The 15,886-nt window shown below is 55.1% G+C and carries 18 protein-coding genes and 2 pseudogenes; 13 read left to right on the top strand and 7 right to left on the bottom strand.

What is annotated here, in order from left to right; translation table 11 throughout:
• Positions 1 to 109: 109 nt before the first annotated feature.
• Positions 110 to 532, bottom strand: coding sequence for a cupin domain-containing protein (locus C447_RS18970; protein WP_394295088.1), 423 nt, complete (start codon positions 530 to 532; stop codon positions 110 to 112).
• A 359-nt stretch (positions 533 to 891) separates the two neighbouring features.
• Here C447_RS18970 and C447_RS12160 point away from each other — a divergent pair, with 359 nt between their 5' ends.
• The 4 genes from C447_RS12160 to C447_RS12145 all read left to right on the top strand — a co-directional run bounded on the left by C447_RS12160 (position 892) and on the right by C447_RS12145 (position 3,154).
• Positions 892 to 1,584, top strand: a complete 693-nt coding sequence (locus C447_RS12160; RefSeq protein ID WP_007694271.1) for a DUF4386 family protein — start codon at positions 892 to 894, stop codon at positions 1,582 to 1,584.
• Positions 1,585 to 1,677: 93 nt separating this feature from the next.
• Complete coding sequence (locus C447_RS12155) at positions 1,678 to 1,989, top strand: site-specific integrase (RefSeq protein ID WP_237713433.1); 312 nt, start codon at positions 1,678 to 1,680, stop codon at positions 1,987 to 1,989.
• Positions 1,990 to 2,397: 408 nt separating this feature from the next.
• Positions 2,398 to 2,691, top strand: coding sequence for a toxin-antitoxin system TumE family protein (locus C447_RS18350; RefSeq protein ID WP_193361382.1), 294 nt, complete (start codon positions 2,398 to 2,400; stop codon positions 2,689 to 2,691).
• A complete protein-coding gene (locus C447_RS12145; RefSeq protein WP_007694268.1) occupies positions 2,684 to 3,154 on the top strand; it encodes an HVO_A0114 family putative DNA-binding protein in 471 nt (156 codons plus the stop codon). The genes C447_RS18350 and C447_RS12145 overlap by 8 nt, the downstream gene beginning before the upstream one ends.
• Before the next feature lie 192 nt (positions 3,155 to 3,346).
• On the opposite strand, the gene C447_RS17700 is transcribed toward C447_RS12145, so the two are convergent.
• Positions 3,347 to 3,640, bottom strand: coding sequence for an alcohol dehydrogenase catalytic domain-containing protein (locus tag C447_RS17700; RefSeq protein ID WP_152416159.1), 294 nt, complete (start codon positions 3,638 to 3,640; stop codon positions 3,347 to 3,349).
• Positions 3,641 to 4,157: 517 nt separating this feature from the next.
• Here C447_RS17700 and C447_RS12140 point away from each other — a divergent pair.
• The 3 genes from C447_RS12140 to C447_RS12130 all read left to right on the top strand — a co-directional run bounded on the left by C447_RS12140 (position 4,158) and on the right by C447_RS12130 (position 7,153).
• Positions 4,158 to 4,895 (top strand): hypothetical protein, encoded by a 738-nt coding sequence (locus C447_RS12140; RefSeq protein ID WP_007694267.1) that lies wholly within the window; start codon positions 4,158 to 4,160, stop codon positions 4,893 to 4,895.
• Between the two features lie 911 nt (positions 4,896 to 5,806).
• On the top strand, positions 5,807 to 6,487 hold the full coding sequence (locus C447_RS12135; RefSeq protein ID WP_007694266.1) for a helix-turn-helix domain-containing protein: 681 nt from the start codon (positions 5,807 to 5,809) through the stop codon (positions 6,485 to 6,487).
• Positions 6,488 to 6,598: 111 nt separating this feature from the next.
• Positions 6,599 to 7,153, top strand: a complete 555-nt coding sequence (locus tag C447_RS12130) for a dihydrofolate reductase family protein (protein WP_007694263.1) — start codon at positions 6,599 to 6,601, stop codon at positions 7,151 to 7,153.
• 179 nt (positions 7,154 to 7,332) lie between these two features.
• On the opposite strand, the gene C447_RS18230 is transcribed toward C447_RS12130, so the two are convergent.
• A complete protein-coding gene (locus tag C447_RS18230) occupies positions 7,333 to 7,479 on the bottom strand; it encodes a hypothetical protein (RefSeq protein ID WP_007694261.1) in 147 nt (48 codons plus the stop codon).
• Positions 7,480 to 7,488: 9 nt separating this feature from the next.
• Positions 7,489 to 7,779: a dihydropteroate synthase gene (locus tag C447_RS12125; RefSeq protein ID WP_237713437.1), complete on the bottom strand. Its 291-nt coding sequence runs from the start codon at positions 7,777 to 7,779 to the stop codon at positions 7,489 to 7,491.
• On the opposite strand from C447_RS12125, the gene C447_RS12120 reads away from it, so the two are divergent.
• The gene (locus C447_RS12120; RefSeq protein ID WP_007694258.1) at positions 7,756 to 7,947 is read left to right on the top strand and encodes a hypothetical protein; all 192 of its coding nucleotides are present in this window, start codon (positions 7,756 to 7,758) and stop codon (positions 7,945 to 7,947) included. The two genes, C447_RS12125 and C447_RS12120, sit on opposite strands and share 24 nt — an antisense overlap.
• Before the next feature lie 5 nt (positions 7,948 to 7,952).
• Positions 7,953 to 8,684: pseudogene (locus C447_RS17220) on the top strand (Glu/Leu/Phe/Val dehydrogenase); the annotation flags it as partial.
• 333 nt (positions 8,685 to 9,017) lie between these two features.
• Here C447_RS17220 and C447_RS12115 read toward each other — a convergent pair.
• On the bottom strand, positions 9,018 to 9,422 hold the full coding sequence (locus C447_RS12115; RefSeq protein ID WP_007694256.1) for a DUF5518 domain-containing protein: 405 nt from the start codon (positions 9,420 to 9,422) through the stop codon (positions 9,018 to 9,020).
• Between the two features lie 470 nt (positions 9,423 to 9,892).
• On the opposite strand from C447_RS12115, the pseudogene C447_RS18965 reads away from it, so the two are divergent.
• Positions 9,893 to 10,914: pseudogene (locus C447_RS18965) on the top strand (SLC13 family permease); the annotation flags it as partial.
• A gap of 43 nt (positions 10,915 to 10,957) precedes the next feature.
• Here C447_RS18965 and C447_RS12110 read toward each other — a convergent pair.
• Positions 10,958 to 12,079 carry an enolase-like domain-containing protein gene (locus tag C447_RS12110; RefSeq protein WP_007694254.1) on the bottom strand — a complete coding sequence of 374 codons (1,122 nt, stop codon included), beginning with the start codon at positions 12,077 to 12,079 and terminating at the stop codon, positions 10,958 to 10,960.
• A 266-nt stretch (positions 12,080 to 12,345) separates the two neighbouring features.
• On the opposite strand from C447_RS12110, the gene C447_RS12105 reads away from it, so the two are divergent.
• From C447_RS12105 to C447_RS18810, 3 genes are all read left to right on the top strand, one after another.
• Positions 12,346 to 13,434, top strand: a complete 1,089-nt coding sequence (locus tag C447_RS12105) for an AI-2E family transporter (protein WP_007694252.1) — start codon at positions 12,346 to 12,348, stop codon at positions 13,432 to 13,434.
• Positions 13,435 to 13,570: 136 nt separating this feature from the next.
• Complete coding sequence (locus C447_RS12100; RefSeq protein ID WP_029601825.1) at positions 13,571 to 14,188, top strand: GAP family protein; 618 nt, start codon at positions 13,571 to 13,573, stop codon at positions 14,186 to 14,188.
• A gap of 243 nt (positions 14,189 to 14,431) precedes the next feature.
• Complete coding sequence (locus C447_RS18810) at positions 14,432 to 14,557, top strand: hypothetical protein (protein WP_272942148.1); 126 nt, start codon at positions 14,432 to 14,434, stop codon at positions 14,555 to 14,557.
• A 71-nt stretch (positions 14,558 to 14,628) separates the two neighbouring features.
• On the opposite strand, the gene C447_RS12090 is transcribed toward C447_RS18810, so the two are convergent.
• On the bottom strand, positions 14,629 to 15,774 hold the full coding sequence (locus C447_RS12090; protein ID WP_007694246.1) for a low temperature requirement protein A: 1,146 nt from the start codon (positions 15,772 to 15,774) through the stop codon (positions 14,629 to 14,631).
• Positions 15,775 to 15,886 lie beyond the last annotated feature (112 nt).

The raw sequence follows: 15,886 nt of genomic DNA, 5'->3' as shown, positions 1-15,886 counted from the left end.
GTAGGAGAATCGCGACCGATTCGTGAATTGCCTCGTCTAAAGGCCTGATAAGCAGGTTCACGTGGAATCTCACAAGTACGTTCGAACTTCGGATGGACTAGAGAGGCGACTACCGGGTTGGATCATGCCCCAGAGCGTTGGCTGTTCCGGCAAGAACCCGCAGGAGCGGGCGCTGGAGGCCCCAGGATACACTGGTAAGTCGTACGTCCTCTCGGTGCCGGTAAAGCACCGCAGCTACCCCGAGCAGGTTGGGTCCTCCGCTGGTGCCGAGTCTGTACAGTGCTTTAATCGCATCTTCGAACTCGCCCGGTGGGCGAAGCGTCGTCCGGACGACGAGCGCTCCCTTGCCGCCGTTGCGGATAGTGTGAGAATCGCCCGCTGCAACAACGACCGACTCGCTAGGGAGCAGGACGCTCTCCTCGCCGTCTACGTCGACGACGGCGCGACCGTCGAGCACTTTGGAGCGTGCCTCGGCCCATGGATGCAAGCGGGCCGGTCCGCTGTCTACCCCGATTGGGAGTTCACCATCCATCAGCAGGTACGCTCCCCGGTCGTCGACACCGCGTTCGAGGAACGTGATGCGAGCACCCGTTGTCGGGTCTTCGACAGTGTTTGGGTAGTCGCCTGCCTTACCCTCTGAATGTACTTCTGGTACCGATTGCCTGTTGACACTCGATGTGTGAGACATGTTCTATACAAGTGTCAACAGGAGATAATCCTTCCGCGGTCTGCTATTTCTCGGCGTGTACCTCCACTGCGTCTCTCCCTCCCACACGAGCGGTAGCGTTATCTCTGAGTATCCATAATGATAGTCCGCTAGATACTAGCAAGGTTGAGAGATACATGAAAACGAATGTAGAACAGAAACGGAAAATAGGTGGTTTGCAGAGAATGGGCGGCATTGCCGCACTGAGCCAAGCCGCTGTATACGTGGGAGCGATGGTGTTGTTCCTCGGGATTCTCATCCCGGCTGGCTACGGGGCAAGCACCGATCCGATGCAGAACGTCGCTTTCCTCGCAGACAATCAAACTGCGGTGTACGTCGTGAACGTGCTGGTCTATGTGGCGTCAAGCGTCCTTGTGGCTGTCTTGGCGCTGGCGCTCTATGACCTGCTGAAGGCCAGTTCGCCAGTGCTTACACAGACGGCGACCGTATTCGGGCTCATCTGGGCCGGCGTGCTCATGGCTACTGCCATGATCGCAAGCATCGGTCTGACCACCGTCGTCGATCTCTACGGCCAGGACCCAGCCCAAGCGGCGTCGCTCTGGATGGCGATCGAAGTCGTCCAGGATGGTCTCGGCGGCGGCACTGAGATCGTCGGTGGTATCTGGGTGTTGCTGGCGAGTCTGGCAGCCCTACGGGCCGGCGTGCTCCCACGCGTCCTAAACTACCTCGGCGCAGTGATCGGGGCGGCGGGCATCGTCTCAGTTGTCCCGGCTCTCGGCGGTCTTGTGGACCTGTTCGGACTCGGGGCCATCGTGTGGTTCGCATGGCTCGGGATCGTCCTGCTACGTACTAACCCGAGCGCACTCAAAGCCCAAGAGACCCAGCAGGAACCTGCCGCTGGTCGACCGTCGACTTAATCAAATTTGAGTTTGCGGATCCGATTTGGTGGCGAGGTCGGGCTACGGTCGTTCGAGATCCCACAGATCACGCCCGAGCACGTTCGGCGCGAAGTGGTCGAGAGCGAGGACTACTATTTCCTCCGCGTTCCGCAGGGGAAGGACACCACAGGCAACGGCGGGAAGCCGAGAGACGCCTACCTCCCGCATGAGGTTGAGCGCGATTTGCACCGGTATCAGCAGGCCGAGAACATTGCTCAGTCAGACCCCGTGATCGATGTGACCCCGAGGACGGTGCAGCGAATCGTGAAGACCGCCGCGACGAGAGCAGCTGATCGCACGGGCAACGACGACTTTCGGAAGGTATCTTCTCAGGGCACGGCTGTTTGCGAGGGAACGAGAGTTCCTTGCGACGATATGGAGTAAACAGCAGAAACACAAACGCAGTAAAACGGGTGCTTACTCCCGCAGCCAGTAATCTTCATGGACTCCGGTAGGGGGTTCGGGGGATGGCAGGATAAGCGTGAACCCTCAATCCCCTGTCGGTAACCAAGTGTCTACCGACAGGGTAGTGCGAATTTGGAAATCTATAGAACCAGTGTTTTGAGAGACCTCACAAGTTGTCCTATGCATTGAGAGCAGCAGTCTCAACTTCTGCGCGGCGCTCTGGACACCAGAGATTCGGCGTTTGGACAGCTACAAACCACTTATTTGCTGATGCATTGTTGGCTGCTAGCTCCAGATAGTAGGCTATGCAGTGAGAGCGCTACTCTCAACCTGTATCGCCCAGTATCTTTATTGTCTATGAAGTCATAGGTCATAGTAGCGTACGAGATGTCAGGACCACTCGAGCTCAATCGGGCTGTCCCGGGTGGGCGCGTCGAGATGTTCGCGATTCTCGATGCAGGCTATCCTGGCGGGTGGTTCTATCGCTTCCAGTACTACCACCCTGAGGAGGGCGAAATCCTGCGCTACGACAACGCTCATGACGATGAAACACTCGGCAACCACCACCGACATGTCACTGACGGCGAGGATACTGCTCTCGCATTTCAGAGTCTTGTCGCGCACGTTAGCCTGTTCTTCACTGAAATAGCGCGCATCATCGAGGAGACACCCAATGACTGACAATGAACCCACCCACGACGGCTGGCCCGCTGAGTACCGCGACCCGCGTGACCGGCCCCATCCCGAAACACTTCGGATCACGGTCGAACCGTTCGAGCAAGCACGTGAGGAAACGTTTGCAGCGGCACGCACTGTCGAAGATGGTGAATCGACGCCCGCAGTCGTCTCATTCGCGAGTATCGACGATCTGCGGAAAATCCTCACTGAGCGGCGTATCGAACTCCTGCGCCTGCTGATCACCATTGACGGCGCAGCCGAGAGCATCACCGCGCTCGCGGACGCTCTCGACCGCGATTACCGCCCGGTTCACGACGATGTGGGAGTGCTCGACCAGTATGGCCTCATCTTCGTTGTCGACGAGGGCCAGACGAAACGTCCCTACGTCCCTTACCGTTGGGTCCGCCTTGATATTGAGCTCGCAGGTGGGACCGATGAAACTGATCCCGCAGTTGCGTCCGGATGATCAGGAGAGCGAGGCAGAACAAAAATATCAACGCAGAGTGTTGGACCGAGTACGTCCGGACTTCCTACTCATCCTGCGAATCAGTATATGAGGGACTGAGGTTTTCTGGTCGGTGCTGAAAACAGGTGTTTTTGGCACAGAACATCTATTATCTATCTAACATATCTACTCTACCCTCGCTGGGTCGGAAACCTAGCCTATGGAAAGGTACACAAGTTGAGAACAACTCACATCGTCGTCACCCATCCCCTTGGTGAACACTTGGTTGCCGACGTTGAACGGATAGACCTTCTCGCCGACTTCTGCGACCACTCCAGCGGCATCACCACCGGGAATTCCTGGGAATGGGACTAAACCATTAGGTTCCCACTCGAAAGCGCGTATCCACTGCGTTCTCAGTCGTGGCCTGGACTTCAAGAAGAACCTCACCCGTATCGGGCACTGGACGATCGATCTTGTCGGCGTTGAAGACGGCCGGACCACCATACTCGTGATAGCGAACGGCTCGTATACCCACAGTACGAATCCGACCAGCAAAGTCATCCGGACCCAATGAGCGACATTTCACGGCAATGATTTGAGATTCGCTCGCGTAGATCGAGTGTGCTCAACCTGCGGTATTTCGTTTGTGAGCAGTGTGGGATAATCTATGCGTCGCCGGATGAGCCATCTGAGTGCGACGATTGTGGTGGACTATCATTGAGAGAAGTCACTCACGAGCTCCACTTGGACACCTACTTCACGCAGCGAGAGCACTAATATCGGTCGTCTCGCTCCACGAGAAGGAGGTCCCATCTTACCAAACTCTAGCTCTCATGACGCGCTAAGCGTTTGGTAAGATACTAGGGACAAGGAAAGCCGAGGGCACGTTGTGAGCGCTGATTCTTTAAGTGCTTCTAGCGATATGGTATAGATACGAGAGAGGAACGCGCTGGTTTCTCGCTGGAGGGTTACTGTACGTAGCCATGCCTTTCAACTACGAGCAAGCAGTACTGGCTGCGTAATGACCGACGAGGATGCTGGTCGGTATTTACTCCCGACAGTCGAGGACCGCCGCCCGGCACTGCTCAGCGAACGCGATATCTCGCCTCTCAGCCAGCTTCCTGGGGATAGTACTGTCTCACGGGCGGATCTCCAGCGCGACGAAACCGTCCGGCGATGGGGGCTCGTGACGCCGAGTGCGACGCGCATCGGGCGCGCGGACGCACCCGAGCACGACCTCAGTGAGAACGTTCGGCGGCTCCACGACGAGCGCCATCCTGCGATGGAGGGCTACAGCCGGCGTGCGCACCGGCTCGAAAAACTCCGATTGACTCACGCCCTGTGTAGCAGTCTGGATCTCACCCCGTGGCAACGTGATCGCGCCATCGGGACGATGGTCGACCTCGACCTCGCCGCCTTCGGGAGTCAGCGTGCCATCCCCAAGGTCGCGCTCGTCGTGATCCGCCACGTTGTCGACCGTGAGCGTGAGCAGCATCTCGGTCTCCACGATGATGAGTGGGTTGCAGAGCAGCCACCCGAGCGACTCGCCGACCTTTACGAGCAGTTCCAGTCGATCACAGACGATAAGCAGTTCACGGAACTCTGCGAACGACACGACCTCGGTGTCACGAACCTGAACCGGCTACGGCGAACGCTCGTCGACCAGCTTGATGAACAAGGTCTGCACGACGCAGTCTATGGCCGGAATCCCTACCGGGACCCGAGTCTGCCAGATCTTGTGGCTGGCTCCTCGGCATGACCCACAGGTCTACGAATCGGCTACTTTCTTTAAGTGCTTCTGGCGATAAGGTAGAGATACGAGAGGAGTTGGACGGCCTTCTATCCACATTCGTCCCTTCTAACAGCCAGCCATTTTGCTGCATTGTAACGGCTGCTTGTCCCAACTATCGAATTATCGAACGCCGATACCTAGAATTCTACTGCCTCCTCGGCTTGGTCGTCGAACCAGAGGTTCGGTGTGGTTTTCTGCTTGAATTCGGCTGTCTTCTCGGTTCCAGTTGTTGGACTCCTTTCCTTTTCCTCCCTATTCCGCGGTAGAGATTGGATAGCTACCGGCATATACACGCGCCAAGGACAGCGGAAGTGAATCGTTAGCTCGGTGATTTCCTCCTTTTCGAACCCTCGCTGAGCGATTTATTGAATCTTACCTAACGCCAAACGAGATGATATCTGAATGTTTGGTAAGAGAGGCTGACCTCACGACATTCAGGATTCCGCTGAGAATCATCATTCCCATATCACGCGTCTCAGGCCTGACCAAACCACAGTACTTCCCACAACCAGAGTGATTGCACCGATAACTATCCACTCTACTGATACTCCAGTGACCGGCTCGCAGTCTCCCGCACACAAGATGGGATCGATCTGGACGATACCGAGGCCCTGAACCAACCACAGCAGCCCGAGAAGTGCCACAACAACACCGATAGTCGTTAATCCAGCTACTTTCGCGTTTTTCCTATTGATACTTCTAGTCTCCATCGAAGAGGAAGAGGGGCTGTATATACTCAGGAATAACGCCGAGCATGCACGCTGTCTTTATATTTAGATGCACTATTAAACTCACATGCTGACAGCAGTAGCGTTTCCTCGTTGGTAGGATTCGAGTCGGGTACGACAGCGCTACCGAGAATACAAACAGAGACGAGAATGAGATATATAACCCTCATCATAGCCCTGGAGGGCTACATTCGGTCACAGAACGACCAACCGATACGGAGGGGCCTCAGCGACCCGAGGGAGGTGTGGATCGACGGATCACACGTTGCGACACAGGAAGCGATACAGTATCTCAATCTGCTTGACGATGGGACCGTGGTCGGAGTTGCCCGGTTCAGCGGCGATGCTGCCCGATTCACCACGATAGAAGACGAAATACCCTGGATCGTCTCTTGTACTGTGACTGGCGGGGAGACGTGGTTAGCGTATATGCACTACGAGCCTGACGAGGTCGAAACAGCGCTTCTCGAACGCTTCGATACCGAAGCGATCAGTATCGACTGGCCGATTAGGGAGACCGATGCTGGGCTGGAAATCACGCTCTTCGGAGAGGATAGAGCCCTTCAACGGCTGATCGCTGGCTTCCCCCAGGAAGTGGACGTGACTCTCAAACGTACCGGAGAACATCAACCGGAGATAGGTGACCCAGCGGCGCAGCTTACCGACCGCCAGAAAGAGATCCTCCGGGCAGCACTCGCCGGCGGATACTACGATATCCCTCGTCGTGCAACGCAACGCGATTTGGCCGCCGAGCTTGGACTCTCACGGGGAACGATCGGGGATCACCTTCGGCGAATAGAAGTGAAGATTATCCGGTCGGTAATAGTTTGAAGCAAATCATGGCTGCCTTCGAGATGGTGCGAAACATAGATACATACCGTCTGATCCGTTGCCGCCCTTTTGCCATCTGTATTGAATAGGTCCGACGACCGATAGGACTCCATGGCCAACCTCACCTACGCCATCAACTCGTCACTCGATGGCTACATCGCCGATGAGAACGGCAACTTCGATTGGTCGGAGCCATCCGAGGATGCACATACCTTCTTCAATGACCTCCAAGGATCGGTCGGCACCTCCCTTCTCGGCCGCCGAATGTACGAAACGATGAGAGCATGGGACACCTTTGACCATGCTGACTTACCCAAGGTGCAACGCGGATTCGCCGAGGCGTGGCGGGCAACCGACAAGGTCGTCTATTCAACCACCCTGGATGCCGTACCGGAATCACGGACTCGCTTAGAGCGGACGTTCGACCCTAAAGTGGTAGAGGCGATGAAAGACCAAGCAGACCACGACTTGTCTATTAGTGGTCCTGGTCTCGCTACCGAGGCTATCCGAGCAGGACTGGTTGATCGGTATGTACTGCGTATACTCCCGACCATCGTTGGTGGGGGAACCCGTGCCCTTCCCGACGCAGCGCAGGTTGACCTTACCCTCAACACGACACTTCGTTTCGACGATGGCTCCGTCTTGGTCGACTATAGCCTCCAATGACGGAAAAATCGGCATTTGATTTTAGCCAGTTCTGGATCGATAGTTCGATTCGCTGCTGAGGATGATTTCTGGACGGCTGAACCAAGCTCGTCGGGCGGTCGGACAGACGCCGGACGAACTGACGAGTATTTAGTTAACTCACTAACAACTGAGTAGCATCTCCCAGCATCGGCGATATCCTATTCGTCTTCTAGTGCGGCGTAGATCTCGGCGTGACGACGCCCATCGAGTTTCCCCATTGCAAGCGCGATTTCGTGGCGCTCCTCGTCGATCTTCGCTGATTGATACCGCTCATACAACCGACGAACTTCCTCGTCAACAGTCATCGAACAATCCTATCGCACGCCGATAGATCGGCCTGCCGAGCCAGTCGCGGGCGTCGCCACCGCGATCGGACAGTCGAACTGTTGAAACTCAGCGAGGCGACGGAAGCGGTCCTGATCGTCTTCGACCGTCTTCCCCTCGAACCACCCGCCGAAGCCGGGGTCGATGATGGTTTTGTCGGTCAGGCCCCCCGCACGAAGCGAATCAAGGGCGGCCTCCAGGCCCGCCGTGAGCGAGAAGCCCGAGGCCGAGGACGCCGACGACATGGAGGTCGAGACATGAATCCCGAACCCGTCGAGCATCGCGGGCTCACGCTCCCGGAGAAGGGCGGGATCGGGGCCGCCGGTTTGGTTGCGGTCTTGCCTGTGTTCGCGCTTGCCGGCCTCGGTAGCGTGAGTTCGCTCTCGATCGCTGTCCTGCTTACGCTCGCGGTGCTCACCGCGATGGGGTATCTGGCCGCCCAACCGTAGCACTAGCCACTGGCAAGCCACCAGTCATCGGCGGAAGCTATGGGCGTGAGGAAGCACCTGGTCGGAGTGTTGCGATTATCACGCGAGAAGTCTGTGAGTACTACGATCGCCCGTTAGAAGAGGCGACAGTTGCCATACAAGGGTTTGGAAGTGTCGGTGCAAACGCTGCTCGCTTACTCCATAGTTGGGGAGCAACCGTCACCGCGGTGAGCGACGTGAACGGTGTTGCGTACGACGCTGATGGTGTCGACGTCCAAAGAATCCCTTCGCATGATGAAGAACCGGAAGCGGTCACAAAATATGCGAACGAGGTTCTTCCTGCGGCGAAACTGCCCACACTCGATGTAGACGTTCTCATTCCTGCTGCAATCGGGAACGTCATCACTCAAGAGAACGCGGATATGCTCCAGGCAGACATCGTCGTAGAAGGGACAAACGGACCGACAACCTCCAGAGGAGATGAAATTCTCAGAGGACGCAATATCCCTGTCGTCCCAGATATTCTCGCGAATGCTGGGGGTGTGACTGTAAGCTACTTCGAATGGCTACAGGATATCAATCGTCGACCATGGTCGCTTCAGCAGGTTAATAATGAGTTGGAAAAGGAGATGCTAACCGCCTGGAGTGAAGTCAGAGCGGAAGTCGAGAAACGGGATGTATCGTGGCGTGATGCCGCATACATCGTCGCTCTTTCTCGCCTAGCAGAAGCCCACGAAGCCCGTGGCCTCTGGCCGTAATCTGCAACCGCTGCTCTACCAGCCAAAGCGAAAAGCGACCATCCTCGAGGAGACGTTGTTCCGATTCCATCAAAGTGCTACATACGGTGCTGGATTAGCTCTGTGTGGCTTTCTCGGATATCTTATCTGTGGATACGTGGCACTCACTTGAGGGATATTCTTGCCTGTCTCTCGGTTTGCGAGCACACGAGACCCATTTTTCTTCGCCATTAGTCTCGTAATCGGGCTGTTCTTGGCAGTAAGCATCGGGATCTTGGTTTCGATAGCATTGTTAACTGAAGGTGACAGCGACGTCGTGAGCCTAAAATCCGGATGGCGGTTCAGCGTTGATAGCTACCGTGCCGCTGGTTTGGCTGCCCGCTCCATCCGGTGTTCTTTGTACCATTCACCGACCATCCCACCGACGATCCCGGGGATCGCATAGGCAACGACCAAGACGAGGCCAGCAACAGCGACACCAAAGGTTGTCACCAGCCCTTCAAAGAGTAATCCGAGAAGGACTAGGGCGCCGAGGACGACAACACTTCCAATCGTGGTCGACAATCCGCCGTTCAGTGCTGCGCTCCCCATTCCAGTTGTTGTGTAGTACCCGGCGACGAGTCCAGCAGCCCCTCCGATAAGCCCATACATGAGTATTGGTGATGTCATGTCCGCGTAGGGGAAGAAGTAGGCTGCTGCGAGCCCGAGGACGAGTGCAGTACCGAATCCGTATGCGACCGTTCTCCATTCGATCTCCATGATCAACTAGGAATTACAAGCTGTAAGGGGTTAAGCTTGTAACCTCGTTGAACAGACAGTACGTAGATACGGTATGCGAGAGGGGAAGAAAGGAAATCACTGGGTCAGTTTCATCAAATGAGTGGTATGTCGACTGAGAGGTCAATTGGTGTTCTCCATGATCCGGTCGGCTCCAATGAAAATCATCGGGATTCTCGGACAAGGAGCGGTCGTCTACAGTACTTGGTACCGGACGATCGTCGCGCTTCCAAAAGGGAAGGAGAACGATCTCACTCGCTGCCGAGAAGGTTCGAAAATCACGCCCCTGCGTGTATTCAGCTAATAGAATCGGGCGTTGAACGCTTCGTGATGACTTGTGGCTAAATAACCTGCGGAAGTATTTATCCTTGGCATCCTATAACTCGTGAGTAGTGTCTATGACTGCGACTATCCTACAATCCGCTAACGGTGTACCGCCAATCACGCCGAACATGTTGGTTGTCTTTCTGGTGGTCATCGTCGCCACTGTTCTGTTTGTTACAGAGTGACTCCCGATAGATATCACTGCTATTGCAATTATGGTCGCGCTGATTGTTCTTGAGCCTTGGACGCAGATCTCAGCTGACGAGGGTATCTCCGGGTTTGCTAGCTCAGCTACAATTACCGTGTCAGCTATGCTGATCCTGAGTGCTGGGATCAGTCAAACAGGCGTTGTGCAACTGGTCGGTCAGCGCATCTCGAATTTCGTAGGCGAGAGCCTGCAGAAGCAACTTTTGGCTACAATAGGGGTCACTGGCCCGGTTTCGGGGTTCATCAACAACACTCCTGTCGTTGCGATTCTTGTCCAGTCATTTCGGATGTCGCTCACAAAGGGAAGACAAGCCCTTCGAAGCTTCTCATCCCCCTTTCCTACGCATCGCAGCTTGGCGGAATGCTCACTCTTATCGGAACGTCGACGAACATTCTTGCGAGTGATACCGCCGGTAGACTCAGTTCGGAATATCCTGCTCTCCATACCTTCAGCTTCTTCGAGTTCACCAAACTTGGAATCGTGGTCCTGATCGTTGGAAGTCTCTATCTTCTCTTCGTTGGTCATCGGCTTCTCCCGGAACGAGTCCCCCCTAATGAGGATTACGTTGAGGAATATGCGATAGAGAACTATCTTTCAGAGCTTGTTGTAGGAGCTGGATCCCCGCTCATTGGAATGACTATCGAAGAGGCGGAGGAAAGAACGGAATCCGGAACGAATATTCTCCAGCTCATTCGTGATGATGAACAGTTTACCGAATCGCTCGCTTGGAAGGAAATTCGTGATGGCGATGTCCTTCTTGTGCGCGCGGGTGGCGACGCACTCCGACGGTTCGCTGAGGGTGAGTCGCTTTCGATCGAAAAACTACTTGAAGCCGATAAGGAATTAGAGCCAGGAAATCAAGACAAACAGACAGTCGTTGAGGTAGTGATCCCGTCCAGCTCGCGGCTTGTCGGTGAGACGCTCGCCTCATCTACGTTTCGCGCTGGGACATACCTGGACTGCATCTTCACGGTCGTCACCAGAATCAGGACCATTCAAATCCGCGAGGGTCCGATGGCGGAGCTAGTGGACTTTTCGCTAGTCCAGACAGGGGTTCGGGGTGATTGTAAGCACGCGGCGCGATATCGTTCGGGGCGGACGGATAGAACAGCGAGGCGAGCGCGTGAATGTGCTGGCGGCCCACACCGAGCTCGGTCTGGCCGCCGCCGTACATCCCGATATCGTGGTTGAGACAGTACTCGATGGTCTCGAAGCAGTTTTCAATCGAACCAAACCGTGAAGGCTTGACGTTGAGTCGAGTCGGTTTGAACGGTAGCTCTTCGATACTCTCGATGTCCGTGATCGGTGTGTCCCACGTGATCCGGCTTTCCTCTCCCCGAAAGATCGAGCGTGTCTCGTCAGTCAGCACCGGATCTTCGATGAGTGCCGACGGGAACGCCGTGATTAGCTGCTGGTAGAGGTCGGGGTCCGAAGGCTGGTCAACCATCGTACCGTTGTACTGGCCTTTGAAGTCCAGGATTCGGACTGCACCGGTGCCCGCAAGTGTTTCGATAAGGTCACCCGTCCAGCCCGCAGTGATATCGAGCTTGAACTCTAGCTCTGGGTTGATTTCGAGCCATGTCTCTACTCGGTCGAACGTCGGCGGGTCGCCCAGTCGATTGCTCACTACAAACCAGACAGGCGTGTACGTCCGGTCAAGAGCGGTAGCGAGGTCGGTGTCAGCCTGCTTGAGCGCGAGATCAAGAGCAGCACTTTCGAACGCCCACCGTCGATAGTGGCGAGAAGCCTCTCGCTCGGGCGGACCATGAGGGAAGAGATCTACTTTTTCCAGCGCTTCGGAGAATGATTCGACAGTGTACTCGCCAGTGAGCGGGAGACTGGCCGATGAATCGAGGAGTGCGTGGTGGTCGACGCTGTCATAGGTGACATCCTCACCGTTCCCCTCAATGCCACCACCGCGGAGAGTGAGTTGAGTACATGGCCGCCTGAACTCGGATGCATCCGGTTTTGCATCCTGTACTGACAGTACGACGCTCGCCCGCGCGAAATCCCCTGTACAGTTCTCTTCACGAAATTGGAGATGGTAGTCATCGATGCGAACCGGGAGATCCTTCACCCGGTCGTACAGCTTCATGTGGAAGACCATGCACCAGTAATTGGAAAGTAGTTCTAGCATGCGTGCTCAAGTCAGTGAAAGGCAGAGAGAAGGCGTGTTCGATGAGAACGTCGATCAGGTCGTTGGACAACTCGGGTAGGTCGGTCGACTTCCAGTAGTAGTGCCGGTAATTCAGGGATACTTATAATAATTCTGGAGACCATCTCTACAGTATGGCTACAAGACGAGAAGCTCCGGAAACAACGCGGGTTCGCATTGCTCGACCGCATATAACATGGGGGATCGTTGGGTTAGGAGTGGTCGGGATCATCGCCTTCGTAGGGTATACCTTCCTTCCGTGGGTGGTCTTGGGGCTTTTCGTCTACTATGTCGCTCGTCCCATCAACCGACGTATCGGGCGTCGAATCGGGAGCGGAAACCGCTCTGCAGCGCTCACGTTGCTTTTCATTATCGTGCCTATCGTACTGCTAATCGGGGTCTTCCTTTCGGCAGCGTTAGGACAATTCGCCGCCTTTGCGACGTCTGAAGACTCAAGACAACTTCTCGCACAATCACCGGTGAACGTCGGTTCAATACCCGACGACCCCTATCAGCTGATCGACACAGCAGCAACAACGCTTTCGGATCTCTCGGTGCAATCAATGCTCACCGAAGCACAAGTCGTCCTCGGTGCCGCCGCGTCAGGTATCTTCATGATGTTTCTCTCACTGCTCTTGGGATTCTTTCTCCTTGTAGAGGATCGGCGCCTCAGTCGGTGGGGTAAAAAACAAATTCTCGGCAACGACGCCATCTCTATCGACTACCTCGAAGCGGTTGATAGAGGATTGAATTCCGTGTTCTTTGGGTACACGCTGACCATCTTCGTCATCATGATTCTGACAGCGATCATCTACAACGTGTTCAACTTCTTCGCCCCAGGAAACCTCCTCATCCCCGCAACTATCTTGCTGGCGGTCACGACAGGCCTTTTTACCCTCGTACCTCTGGTCGGTCGGTCGATCATTTATCTCGGCATCGCCGCACTTCTCGCGCTGGGGGCTATCCGATCCAATCCAACGCTCGTCTGGTATCCCCTCGTGTTTTTTGTCTTCATGACACTGGCGTTCGACAACGTCGTCCGAACATATATCCGACCGTACCTTTCGGGGAAAATGTTCCACCTCTCACTTGTGATGTTCGCCTATCTACTTGGACCGGCACTATTCGGGTGGTATGGGATCTTCCTCGGACCACTCCTGATGGTTGTCGTCGTCCAGTTCTTCCAGGTCGTAGTCCCACACCTTCGTGACGAAGAACCATCTACCCCTCTCGATATCGGACAAACGACGTTCCAGGATACGGACGAGGACCTCGACGATTCGCTGAAGGGAGGGGAGACGGCCTAAAGACACCGCTCGCTCAAGGAAGCGGAAAGCAAACAGTTGAACATGCGATGACCAACGAGAAAGCCAAAATGCGAAATATGATCTGGACGAAATTCAAAGGCAACAGTAACGAAACGGAATGGAGGATGGGCAGGCGATGAGTCTCCTCACAATTCTTCCATTAGCAATCGTAATGATTGCTGGGCCGCAACTTCTCAGCGCAATCTTTCTCGCTACGAGTGAGAACTGGCGTCGAAACTCTGCGTCGTTCGTCGTCGGTGCGACTCTCTCGATCACGCTTATCGTCACGGTCGCATACTTCTTCGGTAGTAGTGTGACGGGTGGAGAGAGCTCTCACATGGGCCTACAGATAATCGTGCTTCTTCTCTTATTCTTTGCTATGGTCTCGGTATATCTCGGTAGAGAGAAAGCAGAACCGCCAAAGTGGATGGGAAAACTACAGTCTGCGAATTCGCGGTCTTCGTTCAAGATCGGATTCCTACTATTAGGTGTGTTTCCGACCGATATCCTCACTTCGGCGGCCGTCGGCTCGTATCTTTCGGCCAATGGTCTGCCGTTGAGGGATTCTATCGGTTTCGTTTCGTGTACTGTACTCCTCCTGGCACTCCCGTCAATTGCTGTGCTTGCGTTGGGTAAGCGGGCAGAAGCATTCCTTCCAAAGGTTCGAGATTGGATGAACACCAATTCGTGGATCGTCAATGAGGCCGTTATCCTGCTCTTCATCCTCTTAACTCTCAATAACCTCCTCGGGTAATCATCTGGCCTCGATGATGACTTTGAACGGATTGAGGGACTTTCGGTCGGGATACCGCTCACTGATGACGAACGCCGAGAGCGTCACGAATACCTCTCGCGCTAACTCATAGACTTCTGTTGAGTGTATAGGTATCCGATTTGAGAGCACCCAGTAGCTACCACACCGATTGCATCGCTCGCGAAGGTTTTGAACGAACTGCCCCCGAAGAACCGTTATCCGCGTGTAGCGCCAACATAGGGTATGGGGGAGATAGATGTCCAATGTGAGCAGTGTGAGTACCAGATATACACTGATGGACGACTCGGTTCGCTCGATTATGCACGTCAGGTAATGATCGAGGATCATCTCCCTGAACACAGGGAGTAGGCCTTGCTGGTGCCTGTTGATTTTCGACGCTTTCACCGGCTACCGACTGGTTCGCGTACTCTTACCTAACGTTACCCGCTCCGCAATCGATTGCGGTGTTCGGACCAAATGGTCTCGTAGAGCGCGAGACCCACTAGCAGTGCTGTGAGCAAGCCTAGCGTAGCGAGTGCGGGGACCTCGAGTGCCACCGGGATGAGTGCAAGCGCCACCAGACCAACGGCGAGCCGAAGATAACTCACCGTACGATGGTCACGATAGCGGAAGGCATTGTGACCGAACAGATAGAGTCCACAGCCACCACAGAATGCCACAGCAGGAACGATTCCGAGTGGTTCGCCGACATGAGCGATGGTCTGCTCGATACCAAGAGCAACGAACACGATACTTCCGACGATAAACAGGTGAAGGTAGCTGTACGAATCACGTGCTAGTACGGCCTGTTCGGTTCCGTTTTCTCTCCCCAGTCGTCCTTCGGCAGCGAGCACGACGTAATCGAAATAGAGCCACCAGAGTGCGACGACGAGCACGATACCGAGGAGCGTAGCTCCAATAACAGGAGGCGTTAGCGCCAATTCCTCAGTCCCAATACCGATGGCAACGATAGACTCACCGAGAGCGATGATCATGATAAGTCTATGGCGCTCGACGAAGTGCCCGACATGAACGGTGAACCCTTCGACTCCACGAACGTAGACGATACCGTAGTCGACAATGATGGCCAGCACCCACAACATGGCCTGTATCGTCCCGTCGAAGAACCCAGCAACGACGAGCAAGGCGGGGCCCCCAAGGAATCCCGGTGCGACGCGGAGTATCGCCTCCTGTGCTTCAGTGGGACCGATGATGACATAATGAACGACGTGCAGGACTCTGACAACGAAATACGCGACTCCAAACAGGATCGCGCTCTCCCCGAAGGCATCGGGGACGGCTAACGCAACGAGCAACATCCCTGCCATCGCCACCAGAACAACGAGTCGCGCGGGCATCTCTTCCTCAGTATCCACGACACCGGTCGACCACGAGTAACAAACCCATGCCCACCACAACACACCGAGCAGTACTGCACCTTGTGCGAGACCAGTCCATGTGAGATGATGCGCAAGGAAACTCGAAACCTGCGTAAACGCGAAGACGAACACTAGGTCAAAGAACAGTTCGAGGGGCGTTACGGACTGTTCTTGTTCCGCCCCTGTCGCTGCCGTATCAGCACTCATGAGTGGTGAGTGAGAGTAACTTGGAAGGATAATAAAGGCTGACCAACACTACGATGTGCCTGCCTATCTCAACCCCCTAGGCTGTCATAATTATATGGCATCTTCTCACTAG

The organism is Halococcus hamelinensis 100A6 (assembly GCF_000336675.1).
Taxonomy (GTDB): domain Archaea; phylum Halobacteriota; class Halobacteria; order Halobacteriales; family Halococcaceae; genus Halococcus; species Halococcus hamelinensis.
This window is presented reverse-complemented; position numbering and strand designations above follow the sequence as displayed.

Coding starts and splice junctions, on each gene's coding strand:
- C447_RS18970 (WP_394295088.1), bottom strand. CDS start 532: ATGGATGGTGAACTCCCAATCGGGGTAGACAGCGGACCGGCCCGCTTG.
- C447_RS12160 (WP_007694271.1), top strand. CDS start 892: ATGGGCGGCATTGCCGCACTGAGCCAAGCCGCTGTATACGTGGGAGCG.
- C447_RS18350 (WP_193361382.1), top strand. CDS start 2,398: ATGTCAGGACCACTCGAGCTCAATCGGGCTGTCCCGGGTGGGCGCGTC.
- C447_RS12145 (WP_007694268.1), top strand. CDS start 2,684: ATGACTGACAATGAACCCACCCACGACGGCTGGCCCGCTGAGTACCGC.
- C447_RS17700 (WP_152416159.1), bottom strand. CDS start 3,640: ATGGTGGTCCGGCCGTCTTCAACGCCGACAAGATCGATCGTCCAGTGC.
- C447_RS12140 (WP_007694267.1), top strand. CDS start 4,158: ATGACCGACGAGGATGCTGGTCGGTATTTACTCCCGACAGTCGAGGAC.
- C447_RS12135 (WP_007694266.1), top strand. CDS start 5,807: ATGAGATATATAACCCTCATCATAGCCCTGGAGGGCTACATTCGGTCA.
- C447_RS12130 (WP_007694263.1), top strand. CDS start 6,599: ATGGCCAACCTCACCTACGCCATCAACTCGTCACTCGATGGCTACATC.
- C447_RS18230 (WP_007694261.1), bottom strand. CDS start 7,479: ATGACTGTTGACGAGGAAGTTCGTCGGTTGTATGAGCGGTATCAATCA.
- C447_RS12120 (WP_007694258.1), top strand. CDS start 7,756: ATGAATCCCGAACCCGTCGAGCATCGCGGGCTCACGCTCCCGGAGAAG.
- C447_RS12125 (WP_237713437.1), bottom strand. CDS start 7,779: ATGCTCGACGGGTTCGGGATTCATGTCTCGACCTCCATGTCGTCGGCG.
- C447_RS12115 (WP_007694256.1), bottom strand. CDS start 9,422: ATGGAGATCGAATGGAGAACGGTCGCATACGGATTCGGTACTGCACTC.
- C447_RS12110 (WP_007694254.1), bottom strand. CDS start 12,079: ATGGTCTTCCACATGAAGCTGTACGACCGGGTGAAGGATCTCCCGGTT.
- C447_RS12100 (WP_029601825.1), top strand. CDS start 13,571: ATGAGTCTCCTCACAATTCTTCCATTAGCAATCGTAATGATTGCTGGG.
- C447_RS18810 (WP_272942148.1), top strand. CDS start 14,432: ATGGGGGAGATAGATGTCCAATGTGAGCAGTGTGAGTACCAGATATAC.
- C447_RS12090 (WP_007694246.1), bottom strand. CDS start 15,774: ATGAGTGCTGATACGGCAGCGACAGGGGCGGAACAAGAACAGTCCGTA.